The 16,548-nt window shown below is 32.4% G+C and carries 14 protein-coding genes, 1 other RNA gene and 1 pseudogene; 9 read left to right on the forward strand and 7 right to left on the reverse strand.

From position 1 onward, the window contains the following. A pseudogene (locus ACFQ1Q_RS00095) lies at positions 1–2,118 on the reverse strand (hypothetical protein); the annotation flags it as partial. Positions 2,119–2,676: 558 nt separating this feature from the next. Here ACFQ1Q_RS00095 and ACFQ1Q_RS00100 point away from each other — a divergent pair. The 4 genes from ACFQ1Q_RS00100 (at position 2,677) to ACFQ1Q_RS00115 (ending at position 6,838) form a co-directional block, all read left to right on the forward strand. Continuing rightward, positions 2,677–3,168, forward strand: a complete 492-nt coding sequence (locus tag ACFQ1Q_RS00100) for a SixA phosphatase family protein (protein ID WP_386126715.1) — start codon at positions 2,677–2,679, stop codon at positions 3,166–3,168. Between the two features lie 63 nt (positions 3,169–3,231). After that, the gene (ppk1, locus tag ACFQ1Q_RS00105; RefSeq protein ID WP_386126717.1) at positions 3,232–5,289 is read left to right on the forward strand and encodes a polyphosphate kinase 1; all 2,058 of its coding nucleotides are present in this window, start codon (positions 3,232–3,234) and stop codon (positions 5,287–5,289) included. A gap of 1 nt (position 5,290) precedes the next feature. Next, positions 5,291–6,196 (forward strand): Ppx/GppA phosphatase family protein, encoded by a 906-nt coding sequence (locus ACFQ1Q_RS00110; RefSeq protein ID WP_386126719.1) that lies wholly within the window; start codon positions 5,291–5,293, stop codon positions 6,194–6,196. 96 nt (positions 6,197–6,292) lie between these two features. Further along, positions 6,293–6,838, forward strand: coding sequence for a porin family protein (locus ACFQ1Q_RS00115; protein ID WP_386126721.1), 546 nt, complete (start codon positions 6,293–6,295; stop codon positions 6,836–6,838). A gap of 51 nt (positions 6,839–6,889) precedes the next feature. On the opposite strand, the gene miaE is transcribed toward ACFQ1Q_RS00115, so the two are convergent. The 3 genes from miaE to dnaX are packed head-to-tail and all read right to left on the reverse strand — an operon-like array spanning position 6,890 to position 9,772. Next, the gene (miaE, locus tag ACFQ1Q_RS00120) at positions 6,890–7,471 is read right to left on the reverse strand and encodes a tRNA-(ms[2]io[6]A)-hydroxylase (protein ID WP_386126723.1); all 582 of its coding nucleotides are present in this window, start codon (positions 7,469–7,471) and stop codon (positions 6,890–6,892) included. Between the two features lie 3 nt (positions 7,472–7,474). Beyond that, positions 7,475–8,041, reverse strand: a complete 567-nt coding sequence (locus ACFQ1Q_RS00125; RefSeq protein WP_386126725.1) for a hypothetical protein — start codon at positions 8,039–8,041, stop codon at positions 7,475–7,477. 6 nt (positions 8,042–8,047) lie between these two features. Continuing rightward, positions 8,048–9,772, reverse strand: a complete 1,725-nt coding sequence (gene dnaX, locus ACFQ1Q_RS00130; RefSeq protein WP_386126727.1) for a DNA polymerase III subunit gamma/tau — start codon at positions 9,770–9,772, stop codon at positions 8,048–8,050. Positions 9,773–9,916: 144 nt separating this feature from the next. Between dnaX and rnpB the strand changes: the two genes are divergently transcribed. Further along, positions 9,917–10,239, forward strand: an RNA gene (gene rnpB, locus ACFQ1Q_RS00135) — RNase P RNA component class A. Positions 10,240–10,283: 44 nt separating this feature from the next. On the opposite strand, the gene rsmD is transcribed toward rnpB, so the two are convergent. The 3 genes from rsmD to ACFQ1Q_RS00150 are packed head-to-tail and all read right to left on the reverse strand — an operon-like array spanning position 10,284 to position 12,306. After that, positions 10,284–10,826: a 16S rRNA (guanine(966)-N(2))-methyltransferase RsmD gene (gene rsmD, locus ACFQ1Q_RS00140; RefSeq protein ID WP_386126729.1), complete on the reverse strand. Its 543-nt coding sequence runs from the start codon at positions 10,824–10,826 to the stop codon at positions 10,284–10,286. After that, entirely contained in the window at positions 10,826–11,581 is a 756-nt protein-coding gene (locus ACFQ1Q_RS00145; protein WP_386126731.1) for a DUF3822 family protein, read from the reverse strand. Before ACFQ1Q_RS00145 ends, rsmD begins: the two co-directional genes overlap by 1 nt. Before the next feature lie 2 nt (positions 11,582–11,583). After that, the gene (locus ACFQ1Q_RS00150; protein ID WP_386126733.1) at positions 11,584–12,306 is read right to left on the reverse strand and encodes a hypothetical protein; all 723 of its coding nucleotides are present in this window, start codon (positions 12,304–12,306) and stop codon (positions 11,584–11,586) included. A gap of 160 nt (positions 12,307–12,466) precedes the next feature. Between ACFQ1Q_RS00150 and ACFQ1Q_RS00155 the strand changes: the two genes are divergently transcribed. The 4 genes from ACFQ1Q_RS00155 to ACFQ1Q_RS00170 all read left to right on the forward strand — a co-directional run bounded on the left by ACFQ1Q_RS00155 (position 12,467) and on the right by ACFQ1Q_RS00170 (position 16,548). Next, a complete protein-coding gene (locus tag ACFQ1Q_RS00155) occupies positions 12,467–13,897 on the forward strand; it encodes an ATP-dependent DNA helicase (protein ID WP_386126735.1) in 1,431 nt (476 codons plus the stop codon). A gap of 48 nt (positions 13,898–13,945) precedes the next feature. After that, a complete protein-coding gene (gene kdsB / locus ACFQ1Q_RS00160) occupies positions 13,946–14,674 on the forward strand; it encodes a 3-deoxy-manno-octulosonate cytidylyltransferase (protein ID WP_386126737.1) in 729 nt (242 codons plus the stop codon). Continuing rightward, entirely contained in the window at positions 14,675–15,379 is a 705-nt protein-coding gene (locus ACFQ1Q_RS00165; protein ID WP_386126739.1) for an HAD family hydrolase, read from the forward strand. An 86-nt stretch (positions 15,380–15,465) separates the two neighbouring features. After that, on the forward strand, positions 15,466–16,548 hold the full coding sequence (locus ACFQ1Q_RS00170; protein WP_386126741.1) for an iron-containing alcohol dehydrogenase family protein: 1,083 nt from the start codon (positions 15,466–15,468) through the stop codon (positions 16,546–16,548).

The following is a 16,548-nucleotide window of genomic DNA, read 5'->3' on the forward strand; positions in this document are numbered from 1 at the left end:
TGTAGCAGTAGCTGTAGTTTGTACCGGAGATGTATTCCAAGAATAAGTATATCCAGCAGTACCACCAGTAGCTGATACGGTAGCCGAACCAGTAGCCTCACCAAAACAATTTACATCTTGCGAAGCAGAAATAGAAGCTGCGAGAGCCGCTGTTGGTTGGTTAATTGTAAAAGATTCATTAAGTATACACCCATTTGCATCTGTCACAGTAAGTAAATAAGTTCCAGCAGATAATCCAGAGATATCTTCTGTATTTTCGCCATTGGACCAAGAGAATGAATATGGAGCTGTACCGCCTTCAACTTCAATATCAATAGCACCTGTAGATTCCCCAAAACATTTAATATTTGTAAAACTAGAAACGGTTTTTGAGAGTTCAGCTGTCGGTGAATTAATTATTATTTCCATTCCATTTGCAAACGTAAATGAGCAACCAGCAGAATCTTGAATTGTAACATTATAGATACCTGATGAAATATTATTTAAATCTTGAGTAGTTTCCGGTATTGGATTTCCGTCCTTTGTCCAAGAATATGTATATGGAGGAAATCCACCTATTACATTGAGGTCTATAGCACCGTTTGTATTACCAAAACAATCTATGTCTGTGGTAGAATTAACCTCCGCCTCTAAAGTTGCAAGTGTAATCTGTGTTATACTTGGAGTATTTTCACATCCAGTTGCAATATTTCTAATGCCAAATACGTAAGTGCCTGGACCTAAATTATTAAATATAGGAGAAGACTGATAAGCTCCGCCATTTACAATATCAACATTATACTCGAAAAAGTCTCCAATAGGTCCAACTATTTCTAAATTATATGTACCATCGGCATTACAAGACACATCTAGAACTGGATTTTCAGGATTGTCATTAAATGTTAGTGTCACCGTATTTGTGTCACAAACGTTACCAAATGATGGAGGAAGACAAACTTCATAATCAAAAGTAACTGTTCCAACAAATCCTGGAGGAGGCATATACGTATAAGAACCATCAGGTTCACTAAAATTTAGTGTACCTGTGCCAAGGTTTGAAGGTGTTGTTTGTAAAGTATTAGCTACTAAAGAATAGGTAGAACCATCAGGGACAGAAGTACTATTATCAATTTGTCCATTATAAATTCCATCAATACAAGCTAGTCCAACTTGTGGTTGTGCATACCTTTGTAATATAAAAAGTTTTCCGTCTCCATCGTCTCTAGAAGCTGCAACAAATTGAATTCTGGAAATTTTTGAGCCTTTCGGCGCTAAATTATCTAATTCAAACAGAGCAATTGCTATCGATTGTGTGTTATTTACTTCTCTATCAGACTCCCAATAATCCGAACCATCAGCAGGTGGCGTTGGACCGTCACCATCTCTTAAGTCACCAGATGTTCTTACAAAAGTATCACCAAGAACAGTTTCAGTTGTTTCTCCTAGTCGAGTACCAAAAACTCTAATGTAATAACAGTTGTTACCACCACGCTCAGTAACTGCTAAAATACCACCTTCATTAGATGGAATAGAAGGATTGTAAAACAAGGTTTGTATTTGGGCATGTGTTTCTGTCTGACCGTTAGTTCCGTTTGCCTTATCAAAATTTCCACATATGTCATCTCCATTTCCATTAGATGTAAAATAAAAATTAAGATTTTTAGATTTAAACGCAGTTAGAGCTGCGTTATCCCAATCGCTTGTAGTATCTGTAGGGTCAAATGTTGCAGTTTCACTAGTACCAATAATTTCACCAGTAAAAGGACCTGTAGTGTATGGCGGTAAAGGATTTTGATCGTTTAAAACAATACCATTACGGTTATGCCGTGCAGTAACAGAACCATTACCGCCACCTAACCTTGTTAGTTGGTAACCTGTTGGTACAGCAAAAGCATCAAAAACAACACCATTTATGGTTATAGATTGTATAGTTGCCGCCCGATTATTTTCATTGGGATCTATGTCTCCATCATTATTTATATCTTGTTCATCTGACCATTGAAACGTTACGCCAGTTCTAATTGAAGGTGACTGAGTTCCAACTTGGGCGTATAGGTTATTAGAAACGTAAAATAATAAAACCAAAAGTGTGATTTTAATTACTCTAAAAGTTGAAATACAATTGTAGTTGTTTTTCATAATGCGTTGGTATATTTGTTTGATTGATATGTGTGGTCTATCAACTTTATTTTTTGTTATTAATTTTGGTACAAGTATCAATTTTTAAATCTTATTTAGATTTATTTGAAAAAATTTAATGTTTTGACAAACATGTGGTAATATTTTTTCATTTCATTTTCTATAAGATTTATCATATCAAATATGCGTATAAGAACTCTCTGCTCTTACGCATTTCTCTAATTTTATGTTTTATGAGGGATATTTAACGTTTAAACGTCAGTGAATCAATAGGATTTGGGTTTAAATTTAATAGCTACACAAAAGAAACAACAAACGTTAACTTAAGCAAACAAATAGATTTAACTACTTAAATAATCGTTAATAAGCATTGATATGCAGATTGTCGGATATTTTTACATTTTATCTAGTTCTGTTTAAGCCTGTTAGCAACCTTATTCTACATAAATCTTCATGTTTATTTATAATTTTATTTGTTTTTTATTACTAATTTGTGGGCAATTTATGACAATAATCTGATAAAACAAACCTTTTATCGAAAAAAAATGCATTTTAACGATGAAAAATTTTAAGCTTATTCTTGTGCGGCATGCAAAATCTTCATGGGAGCATAATGTGTCAGATGTTAAACGACCTTTAAAAAAAAGAGGAGTCAATGACGCTTTATTAGTATCTAATCAGTTAAAGACCAAATTGTATGTAATTGATAAGGTATTTACTAGTCATGCCAATAGGGCACATTCAACATGTAAAATTTTTCAAGAAACACTTAATTGGCCAAACGAATTGATTTCAGTAAAAGAAGAGCTGTATGATTTTTCTGGTGAATCTGTAATTGATTTTATTTCCAATATAAATGATAATTTAAAAACTGTTGTAATATTTGGTCATAACCATGCATTTACGTCGATAGCAAATATATATGGAGACCGTATTATAGATAATTTACCAACTGCAGGTGCTGTAGTTCTAAGTTTTAATGCAGATTCTTGGAAGTATGTTAAATACGGAACAACAGAATTAATGATGTTTCCTAGAGATTTCAAATAATTTTTCTGTCAATATTTAGTACTTAATTTTGCTAAGGATTATATTTGATAAAACTTTAAGTACATGACTAAATCTAAGAATAGTTACATAAATAGAGAGTTAAGTTGGTTGCAATTTAATGCTCGTGTTCTCCAAGAGGCTGCTGATAAGGATGTTCCGCTTATAGAACGTCTTCGTTTTATTGGTATATTTTCTAACAACTTAGATGAATTTTTTAAGGTGCGTTATGCTACTATAAAACGTATTGATCAAGCTGGTAAAGGCGGAAAAAGTCAATTAGGAGGTATCAAAGCTAGCGAACTATTAACACAGATTACAGAAACGGTTATTGAGCATCAAACTACAAGTCTTGGTATTTTAAAAGATATTCATAAGCAACTGTCCAAGCAGAAAATTCATATCATTAATGAAACTCAAATTTTAGAAGATCACCATGAGTTTATTAAAAACTATTTTTTTCAGGAAGTCAGTCCAGGATTAGTAACTATTATACTCAATGATAATGTAGAATTGCCACTTCTTAAAGATTCTGCAGCATACTTGGCCATAAATATGGTTTTAAACTCCGGAAAAAAACAATACGCTTTATTAGAAATTTCTAAATCAATGGACCGTTTTGTCGTTTTACCCGAAATAAATGGCGAAAAATACATTATTATGGTCGATGATTTGCTGCGTTATTGCTTACACGATATATTTAATATTTTTGATTATAAATCTATTAGAGCGCACATGATTAAAATCACCAGAGATGGTGAATTAGATTTTGATAGTGACCTTTCTAAAAGTTTTATGGCTAAAATATCCGATAGTGTTAAAGACCGACAGATTGGTGAACCTGTTCGGTTTGTGTATGATAAAACTTTAGATGAAAAAACGTTAGAGTACTTGATGGAAAAAATGGGTATCGACTCTAAAGATAGTGTCATACCTGGCGGAAGATACCATAATAGAAGAGATTACATGGGTTTTCCAAGTTTAGGAAGAAATGATTTGCTTTACGCTAAAATAGAGCCTTTACCTGTAAAAGGACTAACGTTTAATGATAGCATTTTTAAAAATATTTCTGAGCAAGATTTTTTACTGCATGCACCGTATAATACATTTTCATATGTAGTAAAATTTCTCAGAGAATCAGCTCTAGACCCCAACGTAAAAACGATAAAGATTACAATATACCGTTTAGCACAAATTTCACACGTCGCTAGTTCATTAATAAATGCTGCAAAAAACGGAAAAAGAGTTACGGTTTCCATAGAGTTACGAGCGCGTTTTGATGAAGAAGCAAATATTGAATATGCAGAGCAAATGCAAAGTGCCGGTGTAAAGATGTTGTTTGGCGTAACTGGACTTAAAGTACACAGTAAAATGTGTGTTATTGAGCGCCGTGAAAATAATAAAACAAAACGCTACGGATTTGTGAGTACAGGTAATTTCAATGAATCTACTGCACGATTTTATACCGATTTTACATTACTTACGGCAGACCAAAAACTGTTAAAAGATATCAATAAAGTGTTTGACTTTTTAGAAGTCAATTACAAAATCAATAGGTACAAACACATTATAACTTCACCACACTATACAAAATCTAAAATTTTTGCATTAATTGATCAAGAAATTGAAAATGCTAAGCAAAATAAGCCTGCTTTTATGAAAATTAAGATGAACAGTATAAGCAGTTACAAAATGATAGATAAGCTATATGAGGCAAGTAATGCAGGTGTAAAAATCAAGATGATAGTTCGTGGTATTTGCTGTTTAATCCCAGGAGTAAAAGGAATGAGTGAAAATATCGAAGTTATAAGTGTTGTCGATAAGTTTTTAGAGCATACGAGACTTTATATTTTTGGAAATAACAACGACCCTAAAATTTACATTTCATCAGCAGATTGGATGACCAGAAATATTGAAAATAGAGTAGAAGTCAGTTGTCCAATATACCAGCAAAATATCAAGGAAGAATTACAAGATATTTTTGAAATATATTGGAGCGACAATGTAAAGGCACGTGTCATTAGCTCTGAGCAGGATAATGCATACCGAAAAGCAAAAAATAAAAACAAAGTTCGAGCTCAATTTGCTGTTTACGATTATTATCAAAACCGATTAAAAAAATAGTATGCTTAAAATTTCAAAATATGGCGCTATAGATATCGGTTCAAATGCCGTAAGGTTGTTAATTACTAGCGTTATTGAACAGGATGGAAAGCTTGTAAAATTTAAAAAAAATGCTTTGGTACGTGTGCCAATTCGTTTGGGTGCAGATGTGTTTGTAAATGGGGAAATTTCAGAATATAACATTGGAAGAATGAAGGATACTATGAAAGCCTTTTCATTGTTAATGAAATCTCATGAAATTGTAAAATATAAAGCCTGTGCTACTTCTGCCATGCGAGAAGCATCAAACGGGCCAAAAGTTTGTAATTTAATAAAGACAACAAGCGACATTGATATTGACATGATTGATGGTGAAGAAGAAGCAACAATCATAGCAGCTACAGACTTACACACATTTATTAATCCTGAAAAAACGTATTTGTATGTTGATGTTGGTGGCGGAAGTACCGAATTTTCTGTAATTCATCGCGGTAATAAAGTAGAATCTAAATCATTTAGAATAGGTACTGTAAGATTACTTAACGATAGTGTTAAAAACGAAACTTGGAAAGCGCTAGAAGATTGGATTAAACAAAACACATCATCATACGATAAAGTAGAGCTTATTGGGTCTGGAGGAAATATCAATAAAATTTTTAAAATTTCAGGAAAGGATATTGGTAAGCCTTTATCATACTTCTATTTAACGAGCTATTATAATAATCTACAAAATTACACCTACGAGGAGCGTATTACAGAACTTGATTTAAATCAAGATAGAGCAGACGTAATATTACCTGCGCTTCGTATCTATCTTTCTGCAATGAAATGGAGTAAAGCAAAGGATATTTTAGTACCAAAAATTGGTCTTTCTGACGGAATAATTAAGAGTATGTACTATGGGACAATTAGCAGTACGACATTATAATTTTGCATTTTGTCTTATTTTTCCTTTCAGAAGCCTAATAATTAACTTATATAAAAATATATATAATATATTTGTTTATAAATTAATCGACTTCTAATGAAAAAAGTTTTACTTACATCTCTATTATTCTTATTCATAACTTTAAGTTTCTCACAAGGTTATCAATCAACTAAATACGGTGTTAGAGCTGGTGTTAATATATCTAATTTAGATTTTGACCCTGCTCCAATAGACAGAAATTTACACAGAAATGGTTTCTATTTTGGAGGATTTGCAGAGTTTTCCATATCAGAGTCTTTATGGTTAAATACAGAATTACAATGGTCTGCTGAAGGTGCAAAAGATGAACAATGGAAAGCTAATTACCTTAAGCTTCCAGTACAATTGAAATTTGTTGTTGGTCAAAATCTGTCGATTGGTATTGGTCCAGAGATTGGATTAAAAACTTGGCAAAGTTCAGATAACTTTGACAATTTTATTTATTCTGGTGTTGGCGGTATTCAATACACATTATTCGAAGATTATTTTATAGAAGCTAGAGCTGTATATGGTTTTAACGATATGTTAGATTCTAACATCGTCGGTCCGGGATTAGAAGCTCAACAATTTACAATACAAGTTGGAGTTGGAATTAAGATTTAATTTCTATTATATTAATAATAAAAGCCTATTCGAATTTGAATAGGCTTTTTTTTATCCATGTATGGTTTCCTTTGTACCGAGATTTTTCATGATTTCAGCTTCATAAACAAGAAGTGATTCCCATTTTTCATCAACTTCTTTTTTATCTCCGTATTTACGTGCATATTTTAAAAACATGGTGTAATGGCCAGCTTCACTAATCATTAGCTTCCTGTAAAATTTCGCGAGCTTTTTGTCTTCAAGTTGTTCGGACAATAATCTAAAACGTTCGCAACTTCGAGCTTCAATTAAAGCGGCGTAAAGTAATCGGTGTACCAATTGTGTTGTTCGACTTCCGCCTTTTGGAAAAAACTTTATAAGTTGTAAAACATAGTCATCTTTTCGGTCTCGGCCTAAAACCCAACCTTTTTCTAAAATAAGGTCATGTACCATTTTAAAGTGACTCATCTCTTCATTGACAAGTTCTATCATTTCTTGTACAAGCTCTGTGTATTCTGGGAAACTTACAATTAATGACACTGCAGTGCTTGCTGCTTTTTGCTCACAATAAGCATGGTCAATTAAAATGTCTTTAATGTTTTTTTCTACTATGTTTACCCATCTTGGGTCTGTTGGTAACTTTAATCCTAGCATGTTTTATAGAATGGTTTCTCCTCTTTTTATTAATTCAAATTTTCCGTTTTGGTTGACTTTTAAAACAAAAGATTTGTAGTTATCCGTTTCCGGAATGCGGTAATCTAAATTTAGAATAACTTTATTTTCAAAAGTGGTTAGATATTCATCTATCCAAATACTATCTAAATTTGCCATTATCAAGTATTCAGACTCATTTTTGAGAATATTCTCTATAAATGTATTATCGACCGTTTCTTTGAAGATAGTGTTATTATTAAATTTAATATCAATTTCACTTTTTATGCGTCTATAATTGTTTGTATGTGTTTGACTGTTATTTTTTAAAGTTTTAGAGATGACCGACGCCATATCTGTAAATAAATTTACTTTTATTTTAAATCCATTAGAAAACGTGGTGTCAATATCAATTTTTCTATAGTTTTCAGGTAAAAATGTTACAGTTTTAAAAGAATTATTTTTTTTAAAATCTTCAACGCTTTCTGTCAATGCTTTATTGACTGTCTTTCTACCTTCGCAACTCGAAACAGCGACTAAAATTATTAAAAGAATAAATAGCGAATATTTCATAACAAATTAAATATCTAACCCAAATGTTTTTTTTAGCAATTCTAAATTAGGATTCTTTTCTTTTAGTTTTTCAAATTTTTCTTGAGGCGTAAAGGCATATTTTTTAGCTATTTCCTCGTTTACAGTAATTTCTAAATCTAAATCAAAATTATTACAAGCTTTTCTTAAATGCGCAAGCAGAGGAAATTTGGCGCGCTCCATTTCAATTTTATTTGTGGTGTTAGAATACGTTAGGCAAATAGATGTGCCTTTCAGTTTTGGCACCTCCATTTCCATTATAGAAGCCATAATCTTTTCGCCTTTTCGGTGCAATGCATTGATATAACTATTCCAGGCTTCAAAAAAAGTCTCTTCTGTAAATGGTTCTCGTGGTAAATTATCCTCATCAATAACTACATCCATTTGTTTAATTTGATGCATCTTCTTTTCCCTAATACTTTTTAGAGAAAGTCCTGAGGTTTGCTTACCTGGTTTATCTATTGAAATTTTAGGTATTTCGGTATGTGGCTTAGGTTCTGCAACTATAGATGGCGTCTCAACAGTTTTAGAAATTGATTGTGCCTTTTCAATCGGTTTTTCTTTGTTAATTGGTTTAGTAACAGGAACTGGTTGTATACCTTTTGCCTTAAAATAGGAAGGCGGAATTATGTAATGTCTGCTATTTTTTTTTTCTCCATCAAAAGTGATAGAGGCTAATTGCATAAGTGCTAATTCAACGAGCAGTCGCTGATTTTTACTGTTCTTGTATTTAAGGTCACAGTCATTTGCAATGTCTATACCTTTTATTAAAAAGGACTGAGGAGACTTTTTGCATTGGTCAATGTATTTAATTTTGGTATCATCACCAACCTCTAAAAGCTCGATAGTTTCAGGATTTTGGCAGACCAACAAATCTCTAAAATGTGAGGCTAAACCTGCTATATAATGATGACCATCAAATCCTTTTGATAAAACATCATTAAAATGAATGAGAAGTTCTGGAATTTTATTTTCAAGAATTAAATCTGTACTTGTAAAATAAGTTTCATAATCGAGAACATTTAAATTTTCTGTAACGGCCTGTCGTGTTAAATTTTTACCAGAAAAACTAACAACACGATCAAATATAGATAAGGCGTCTCGCATAGCGCCATCAGCTTTTTGAGCTATAATATGAAGGGCATCATCTTCGGCTTCAATGCCTTGTTCTTTGGCAATATACTTTAGATACTCTTTAGCATCTTTTACCGTAATTCTTTTAAAATCGAATATCTGGCAACGCGATAAAATTGTAGGAATAATTTTATGCTTTTCTGTAGTTGCCAAAATAAAAATACAATGTTTAGGTGGCTCTTCTAAAGTTTTTAAAAACGCATTAAAAGCAGCTTGAGATAGCATGTGTACCTCATCAATAATATATACTTTGTATTTGCCAACTTGAGGTGGTATACGAACTTGGTCTGTTAAGCTTCTGATATCATCAACCGAATTGTTGGATGCTGCATCAAGCTCAAATATGTTAAATGCAAAATCTTCATCTTTAGTTGTGTTGGCATCACTGTTTATCATTTTAGCTAAAATACGTGCACATGAAGTTTTACCGACACCACGTGGACCTGTAAATAATAAGGCCTGTGCTAAATGATTGTTTTCTATAGCATTTAGTAAAGTATTTGTAATAGCTTGCTGCCCAACAACATCTTTAAATGTTTGTGGTCTGTACTTACGAGCTGATACTACAAAATGTTCCAACGATTACTTTATTTAATTGGCGTTACGACAATGCTAAATTCAAGATATTTTTCTTGAATAACAAAGTTACAAATAACCAGTAAATAGTCTTTTTCTGGGGTCTAAATTTAATAGGAGTTATTAACAATTTGCTTACTTTTGCCATGAGTATTTCACCTTATCGCACAGACAATTATGTCTGTGAGGAAAGTCCGAACACCATAGTGCAATCATAGTGGTTAACAGCCACCAACCGTGAGGTTAGGAAAAGTGCAACAGAAAGTATGTACAGGTAATGCTGTAGTGAAACCAGGTAAACTCTATGTGGTGCAATGTCATGTATATTAACGTTTGAGCGTACACGCGCGATGTTAAAGGGTAGACAGCTAAAGTTTGCTAGTAATAGTAAATGTAGATAAATGATAAGGTTACAGGCTTTGTTTATTAATGTCTGTAAACAGAATTCGGCTTATAGAAATACTCAATTATACAAGCCTTTTGCTTTTGCAAAAGGCTTTGTTATTCTTCCTCATCACTGAGTTTGCTGAAAAAAACTAAACATATTTCCGCCATAACTTTTGGAATGCGAATAATTTTCGAGTTCACTTAAATCTGTATGTTTCGAATGTTCAACGATTAACAAGCCTTCATTTTCTAATAAGTTATTCTGAAAAACAAGTGTAGGGATTTTTGCAAATTGGTCGATTTCAAAATCATATGGTGGATCAGCAAAAATAATATCGTGTTTTTGTTTTGATTTTTCTAAGAACGAAAACACATCACTTTTTACTGTTCTTATTGGCATTTCAAAACTTTCTGAAGTTTGATTGATAAATTTTACACAACCAAAATCCGAATCCACAGCTAAAATATTTTGTGTACCTCGAGAAGCAAACTCATAACTGATGTTTCCTGTGCCTGAAAACAAATCTAAAACTGAAATCTCATCAAAATAATACTTATTATTTAAAATATTAAACAGCGCTTCTTTTGCCATATCTGTCGTAGGACGGACAGGTAATTGTTTTGGTGCTGTGATTCGTCTGCCTTTAAATTCTCCAGAAATGATTCGCATTAAAATGTATTTTTTATTAAAAAATGCTGACTGTTTTCAAGAATTTCAACATGTCTAATGTATTTGTAAGCGATGTTATAAATATCATCGTCTTTCTCCACAGAACCAGTTAAAGTCAATTTTAATTCATCAGGATTTAGCTGTTTTTGTTCGCAAGTAAAAAGTAGATAATAGATGAAATCTTCAGGCGAAGAAAACTCAAAATGATTATAAAATTCAATTTTATTATTCTGAAAAAAGGCGACTTGCATCGCATTCTTTTCAACATTAACAAATATGGATTTCTCTTCGGTTTTAAAACTGTCAATCGCATCTAAAAAAACAGTTGACGCGTGTTTGTATTTGAATGAACCAAAAGTATCAAACAAGTAATTATTTATGTTTACATACGGTACGTAAACCGAAATCGCTTCTTGATGTTTCAATTCGTCTGAGGCTATAAAATCGGTTTTTAAAATTTTGGAATTAAATTTTAGATACTCTGCATTATGTGCTTCATCGTATAAAGCTTTTGGGACTAGTGTTGCAAGTTCATTAAAGTGAATAACACTTACGTTTTTAAAATTTTCTGAAAAAGCGGTGTTTGATGCTAATTCTTCCTTTAATCTATTAAGTGTTTCAAATGGTGTTAGCTTTTCTTTAAAATCTAAATGATGAATAAAATTATCTTCTTTAGAAACAGTATTATTTATAGAAAAAGAAAGTCCATTCAAATTAACTTGAATGGACAATTCCTTTATATTTTTTTGTGTCAAACCTATTGGTTTTTAGCAAAGTTTTTTGGCCAGTTTCCTGCACTTGAAACTTCATTCATAGAACCTACAGCAATTTTAGGTCCGTTAACGCCATCAACAGAAAACGTTTCTTTTTCGTTTGCTACTAGATTAGGGTCTTGATCGTGTAAAACAACAGCTTTATCAACACTAGCTTCAAAAACTGGAATATCATCTAAAGTACCAGCTTTAAGTTCAAAAGTAGCACCTTCTTTGCCAACACCAACATTCATCATTTTGGTGTGGTCTACATTTCTAAATAATGAATCTTTAACTGAATAATAGTCTAAAGTATCTACTACTATAAGTGTTTTAAAATATTCAATTCCGTTAAACTGCTTTGTTTTTTCTACATCTAAAACTGTAGAATCGCGACGCTCAGTAATTGGCACCTTCGCAGTTTCAATAAATTTTATAAGTGAATCGTATTTATCGGTGTATTTTCCTTTAACATCTTTGTAAGCAATTTGAGCTTTTTGTATATCTATTAATCGGTCAACAACAACTTGATAACGCTCGTCTTTAATTTTTTCAAATCGTAACTCTCCAGCTATTGATTCGTAAGTAATGTATCCAAGAAAAATAATAATTCCCCAAAGAACTAGAGTTATAATAGGCTTAGCTTTTCTAGGTACAAATTTATCAATCAACCAAACAATGGCTACGGTTAAAAGGATAATAGCAACAATAGCAAAGATTACTTTCATAGTATGTTTATTTTATTAACGTCTTTCGCAAATCTACAATTTTTTTTTGTTCACAAAAACATTATAAATAAAAATATAAAAAAATGAATTTGTCTGTGACCCATTCAACCCATTATCTCAACTTATAATGGTATCTTGCTACTTATTTTAGGACTTGCAAATGATTGAAAAACCTTCTGATTTTCATAGATTAATTGTATCAAAATTTCCATTTAGACCCACTTTAAAACAAGATATTGTTTTAATGCAACTGTCTGAATTTGTTTACAGTAATCAACCAAATTCTCTTTATTTACTTAAAGGATTTGCTGGTACTGGTAAAACAAGCATTATTGGCACTTTGGTTTCAAATTTATGGCAAGCTAAGGTCAGTGCAGTTTTATTAGCACCAACAGGACGTGCGGCAAAGGTGATTTCAAATTATTCAAAAAAAGAAGCATTTACAATTCATAAGAAAATTTATTTTCCTAAAAAGGAAAAAGGTGGTGGCGTTAAATTTGTACTTCAACCTAATAAACATCGCAACACTATTTTCATTGTTGATGAAGCATCCATGATACCAGATACACCAGCAGAATCTAAGTTTATGGATAATGGCTCTTTGTTAGATGACTTAATTCAATACGTATATTCTGGTCATAAATGCAAATTATTATTAATTGGTGACACAGCACAGTTACCACCAGTAAAATCGGATTTAAGTCCGGCTTTAGACGCAGATAAACTCGATTTAAACTATAATAAAAACGTACAAACCGTAGAGCTTGATGAAGTTGTTAGGCAAGAACAAGATTCTGGTATTTTAGAAAATGCTACCGAATTGCGCTCGGTTTTAGAAACCACTATTTACGACAGTTTTAAATTTAATGTTAAGCCATTTGCAGACATCGTCCGTCTTATTGATGGTTACGAAATCATGGATGCTATTAATGATGCTTACAGTACTTTAGGCTATGAAGAAACCGCTATAATTGTGCGTAGTAATAAGCGTGCTAACATGTATAATCAACAAATTAGGAGTCGTATTCTTTTTAATGAGAGCGAATTGTCGGCAGGCGATTACCTCATGGTAGTCAAGAACAATTATTTTTGGATTAAACCTACAACAGAAGCTGGTTTTATTGCTAATGGTGATATTATTGAAGTTTTGGAAATATTCAGCATAAAAGAATTGTACGGTTTTAAGTTTGCAGAAGTCAAAGTGCAAATGGTCGATTATCCTAAAATGAAACCGTTTGAAACGGTATTACTTTTAGACACCATTACTGCAGAAAGTGCCTCTTTAACTTATGAAGAGTCCAACAGATTATACCAAGAAGTAATGAAGGATTATGCACATGAAACTTCTAATTATAAAAAATTTATGGGCGTAAAAAAAAATAATTTTTTTAATGCCTTACAGGTTAAATTTTCATACGCCATTACTTGCCATAAATCTCAAGGTGGACAATGGAATACCATCTTTGTAGAGCAACCCTATTTACCGGACGGACCAAATAGAGACTACATACGTTGGCTATACACTGCGGTGACAAGAGCTCAAGAAAAATTATACCTTATTGGTTTTAAAGACGATATGTTTGTAGAATAGTAATTGTCATTTCAAACTCCTATTTTTGAATTATAAATTCAATCTTACATGAAGATTATAGCCATGATTCCCGCACGTTACGCGGCTTCTCGTTTTCCTGCCAAACTTATGCAAGATTTAGGTGGCAAAACAGTCATTACAAGAACTTACGAAGCTACTGTTGCCACGCAATTATTTTCTGAAGTATATGTAGTGACTGACAGCAATATCATTTTTGATGAAATTACTTCTATTGGTGGAAAAGTTATTATGAGCCAAAAGGAACACGAATCTGGTAGTGATAGAATTGCTGAAGCTGTTGCCAATGTAGATTGCGATATCGTAGTTAATGTACAAGGTGATGAGCCTTTTACAGAGCGTGAAAGTTTAGAAAAAGTGCTTAGTGTTTTTAAAGATGACATTGATAAAGAAATTGACTTAGCATCTTTAATGGTGCAGATTGAAGATTGGGACGAGATAAATAATCCAAACACTGTAAAGGTCATTGTTGACCAAAAGAGTTTTGCATTGTATTTTTCTCGAAGCCCAATTCCTTTTCCTAGAGATAAAGCTGTAGCTTCAAAATATTATAAACACAAAGGAATTTACGCTTTTAGAAAACAAGCATTGTTGGATTTTACAACATTACCAATGCAGTTTTTGGAAGCTACAGAGAAGATTGAATGTATTCGTTATTTAGAATACGGCAAAAAAATAAAAATGGTCGAAACCAACGTGCAAGGAGTAGAAATTGACACACCAGAAGACTTAGAACGTGCAAAAAAGCTATGGAAATAAATGGCGGTTGATTTCAAAAACATAAAAGTCATAGGTTTTGATGCCGATGATACACTTTGGGTTAACGAAACCTATTTTAGAGATGCCGAGCAAGAATTTGCAAAGCTGGTTTCTCAGTTTGAAACACCCAATAAAATTGACCAAGAATTGTATAAAATGGAAATTAATAATTTGCCATTATACGGTTACGGCGTAAAAGGTTTCATGTTATCTATGGTAGAAATGGCTTTAAAAATTTCAAATTATAGCATTTCTAACCGTACCATAGAAAAGGTTTTAAACATAGGAAAAGAAATGCTTAACAAACCTGTTGAGTTGTTAGAATGTGTTGAAGAAACTTTAAAGGTTTTATCAAATGATTACAGATTAATAGTTGCTACTAAAGGCGATTTGTTAGATCAAGAGCGTAAACTCGAAAAATCGGGTTTGTTAAACTATTTTCATCATATTGAAGTTTTAAGCGAAAAAGAAGCATCGAATTATTCAAGATTGTTGAAACATTTAGACATCAATCCTGCCGAATTTTTAATGGTTGGTAACTCTTTAAAGTCCGATATTTTACCGTTGTTAGAGATTGGTGCAAAGGCCGTTCATATTCCGTTTCATACCACGTGGCAGCATGAAACGGTTAAAAATAACGAGCTAAATGATGTTGATTATTTGACTTTAGAGCATATTAACGAGTTAATAACATATTTGAAATAGTAAAGTTTTAAGAAATTTTCAATATTATTAAAAACAGTAGGACAAAACGTTCAACTATTTATATTTTTGTTTTAGAATTATAGTAAATGAGTTTTAAGAATTTTCCAATGGTTTCTCGCGTTATATTCGGACGTGGTAGTTTTAATCAGTTAGATGAAATTATCGCTCCAAAACGTAATGGAAGAGAAGCACCATTTATTTTTTATGTAGATGATGTTTTCAAGGGAAAATCTTGGCTAACTTCTAGAATTCCATTAGCTTATAAAGATAAAATTGTCTATGTTTCTACTGAGGAAGAACCAAAAACATCTCAAATCGATGAGCTTGTAGAATCTCTTATTTTAGAATTCAGTGAACGTCCTTCTGGAATCATTGGTATTGGTGGCGGTATTGTTATGGATATTGCCAAGGCGGTTTCCATAATGCTAACAAACGAAGGAGAAACTAAAGACTATCAAGGTTGGGATTTGGTGAAAAATCCTGCTATATATCATGTTGGCATACCAACCATTTCAGGAACAGGAGCCGAGGTTTCTAGGACTACAATACTTACTGGTCCAGAACGTAAACTTGGTATTAATAGCGATTTTACGCCTTTTGACCAAGTTATTTTAGACCCAGAACTAACCAAAGACGTTCCAAAAAGCCAATGGTTTTATACTGGTATGGATTGTTTTGTGCATTGTATAGAATCTTTAAATGGTAGTTTTTTAAATGCGTTTAGCCAATCTTATGGCGAGAAAGCATTCGAAATTTGTAAAGAAGTTTTTTTAGACGATAAATTATCTGAAAAAGAATCTCAAGAAAAATTAATGATGGCATCTTGGCACGGCGGTATGAGTATAGCATATTCGCAAGTTGGTGTAGCACATGCCATGAGTTACGGTTTAGGTTTTTTATTGGGTGTTAAGCACGGTATAGGAAACTGCATTGTTTTTGACCATTTGGAAGAATTTTATCCTGATGGTGTTGCGCTTTTTAAACAAATGAAGACCAAACATAATATTGAATTACCACAAGGGATTTGCAAGGATTTAGATGATGAAGAGTTAGATATTATGATTAATGTAGCTTTAAGTTTAGAGCCACTTTGGGAAAATGCTATAGGTAAAAACTGGAAAGATAAAATTACACCTAAAAAGCTCAAGCAACTCTACTTAAAAATGTAG

The organism is Winogradskyella litorisediminis, assembly GCF_042675765.1.
Taxonomy (GTDB): Bacteria; Bacteroidota; Bacteroidia; order Flavobacteriales; family Flavobacteriaceae; genus Winogradskyella; species Winogradskyella litorisediminis.

Bases quoted from the DNA above. Each gene is read 5' to 3' on its own strand.
- ACFQ1Q_RS00100 (WP_386126715.1), top strand. From the start codon at position 2,677: ATGAAAAATTTTAAGCTTATTCTTGTGCGGCATGCAAAATCTTCATGG.
- ppk1 (WP_386126717.1), top strand. From the start codon at position 3,232: ATGACTAAATCTAAGAATAGTTACATAAATAGAGAGTTAAGTTGGTTG.
- ACFQ1Q_RS00110 (WP_386126719.1), top strand. From the start codon at position 5,291: ATGCTTAAAATTTCAAAATATGGCGCTATAGATATCGGTTCAAATGCC.
- ACFQ1Q_RS00115 (WP_386126721.1), top strand. From the start codon at position 6,293: ATGAAAAAAGTTTTACTTACATCTCTATTATTCTTATTCATAACTTTA.
- miaE (WP_386126723.1), bottom strand. From the start codon at position 7,471: ATGCTAGGATTAAAGTTACCAACAGACCCAAGATGGGTAAACATAGTA.
- ACFQ1Q_RS00125 (WP_386126725.1), bottom strand. From the start codon at position 8,041: ATGAAATATTCGCTATTTATTCTTTTAATAATTTTAGTCGCTGTTTCG.
- rsmD (WP_386126729.1), bottom strand. From the start codon at position 10,826: ATGCGAATCATTTCTGGAGAATTTAAAGGCAGACGAATCACAGCACCA.
- ACFQ1Q_RS00150 (WP_386126733.1), bottom strand. From the start codon at position 12,306: ATGAAAGTAATCTTTGCTATTGTTGCTATTATCCTTTTAACCGTAGCC.
- ACFQ1Q_RS00155 (WP_386126735.1), top strand. From the start codon at position 12,467: ATGATTGAAAAACCTTCTGATTTTCATAGATTAATTGTATCAAAATTT.
- kdsB (WP_386126737.1), top strand. From the start codon at position 13,946: ATGAAGATTATAGCCATGATTCCCGCACGTTACGCGGCTTCTCGTTTT.
- ACFQ1Q_RS00165 (WP_386126739.1), top strand. From the start codon at position 14,675: ATGGCGGTTGATTTCAAAAACATAAAAGTCATAGGTTTTGATGCCGAT.
- ACFQ1Q_RS00170 (WP_386126741.1), top strand. From the start codon at position 15,466: ATGAGTTTTAAGAATTTTCCAATGGTTTCTCGCGTTATATTCGGACGT.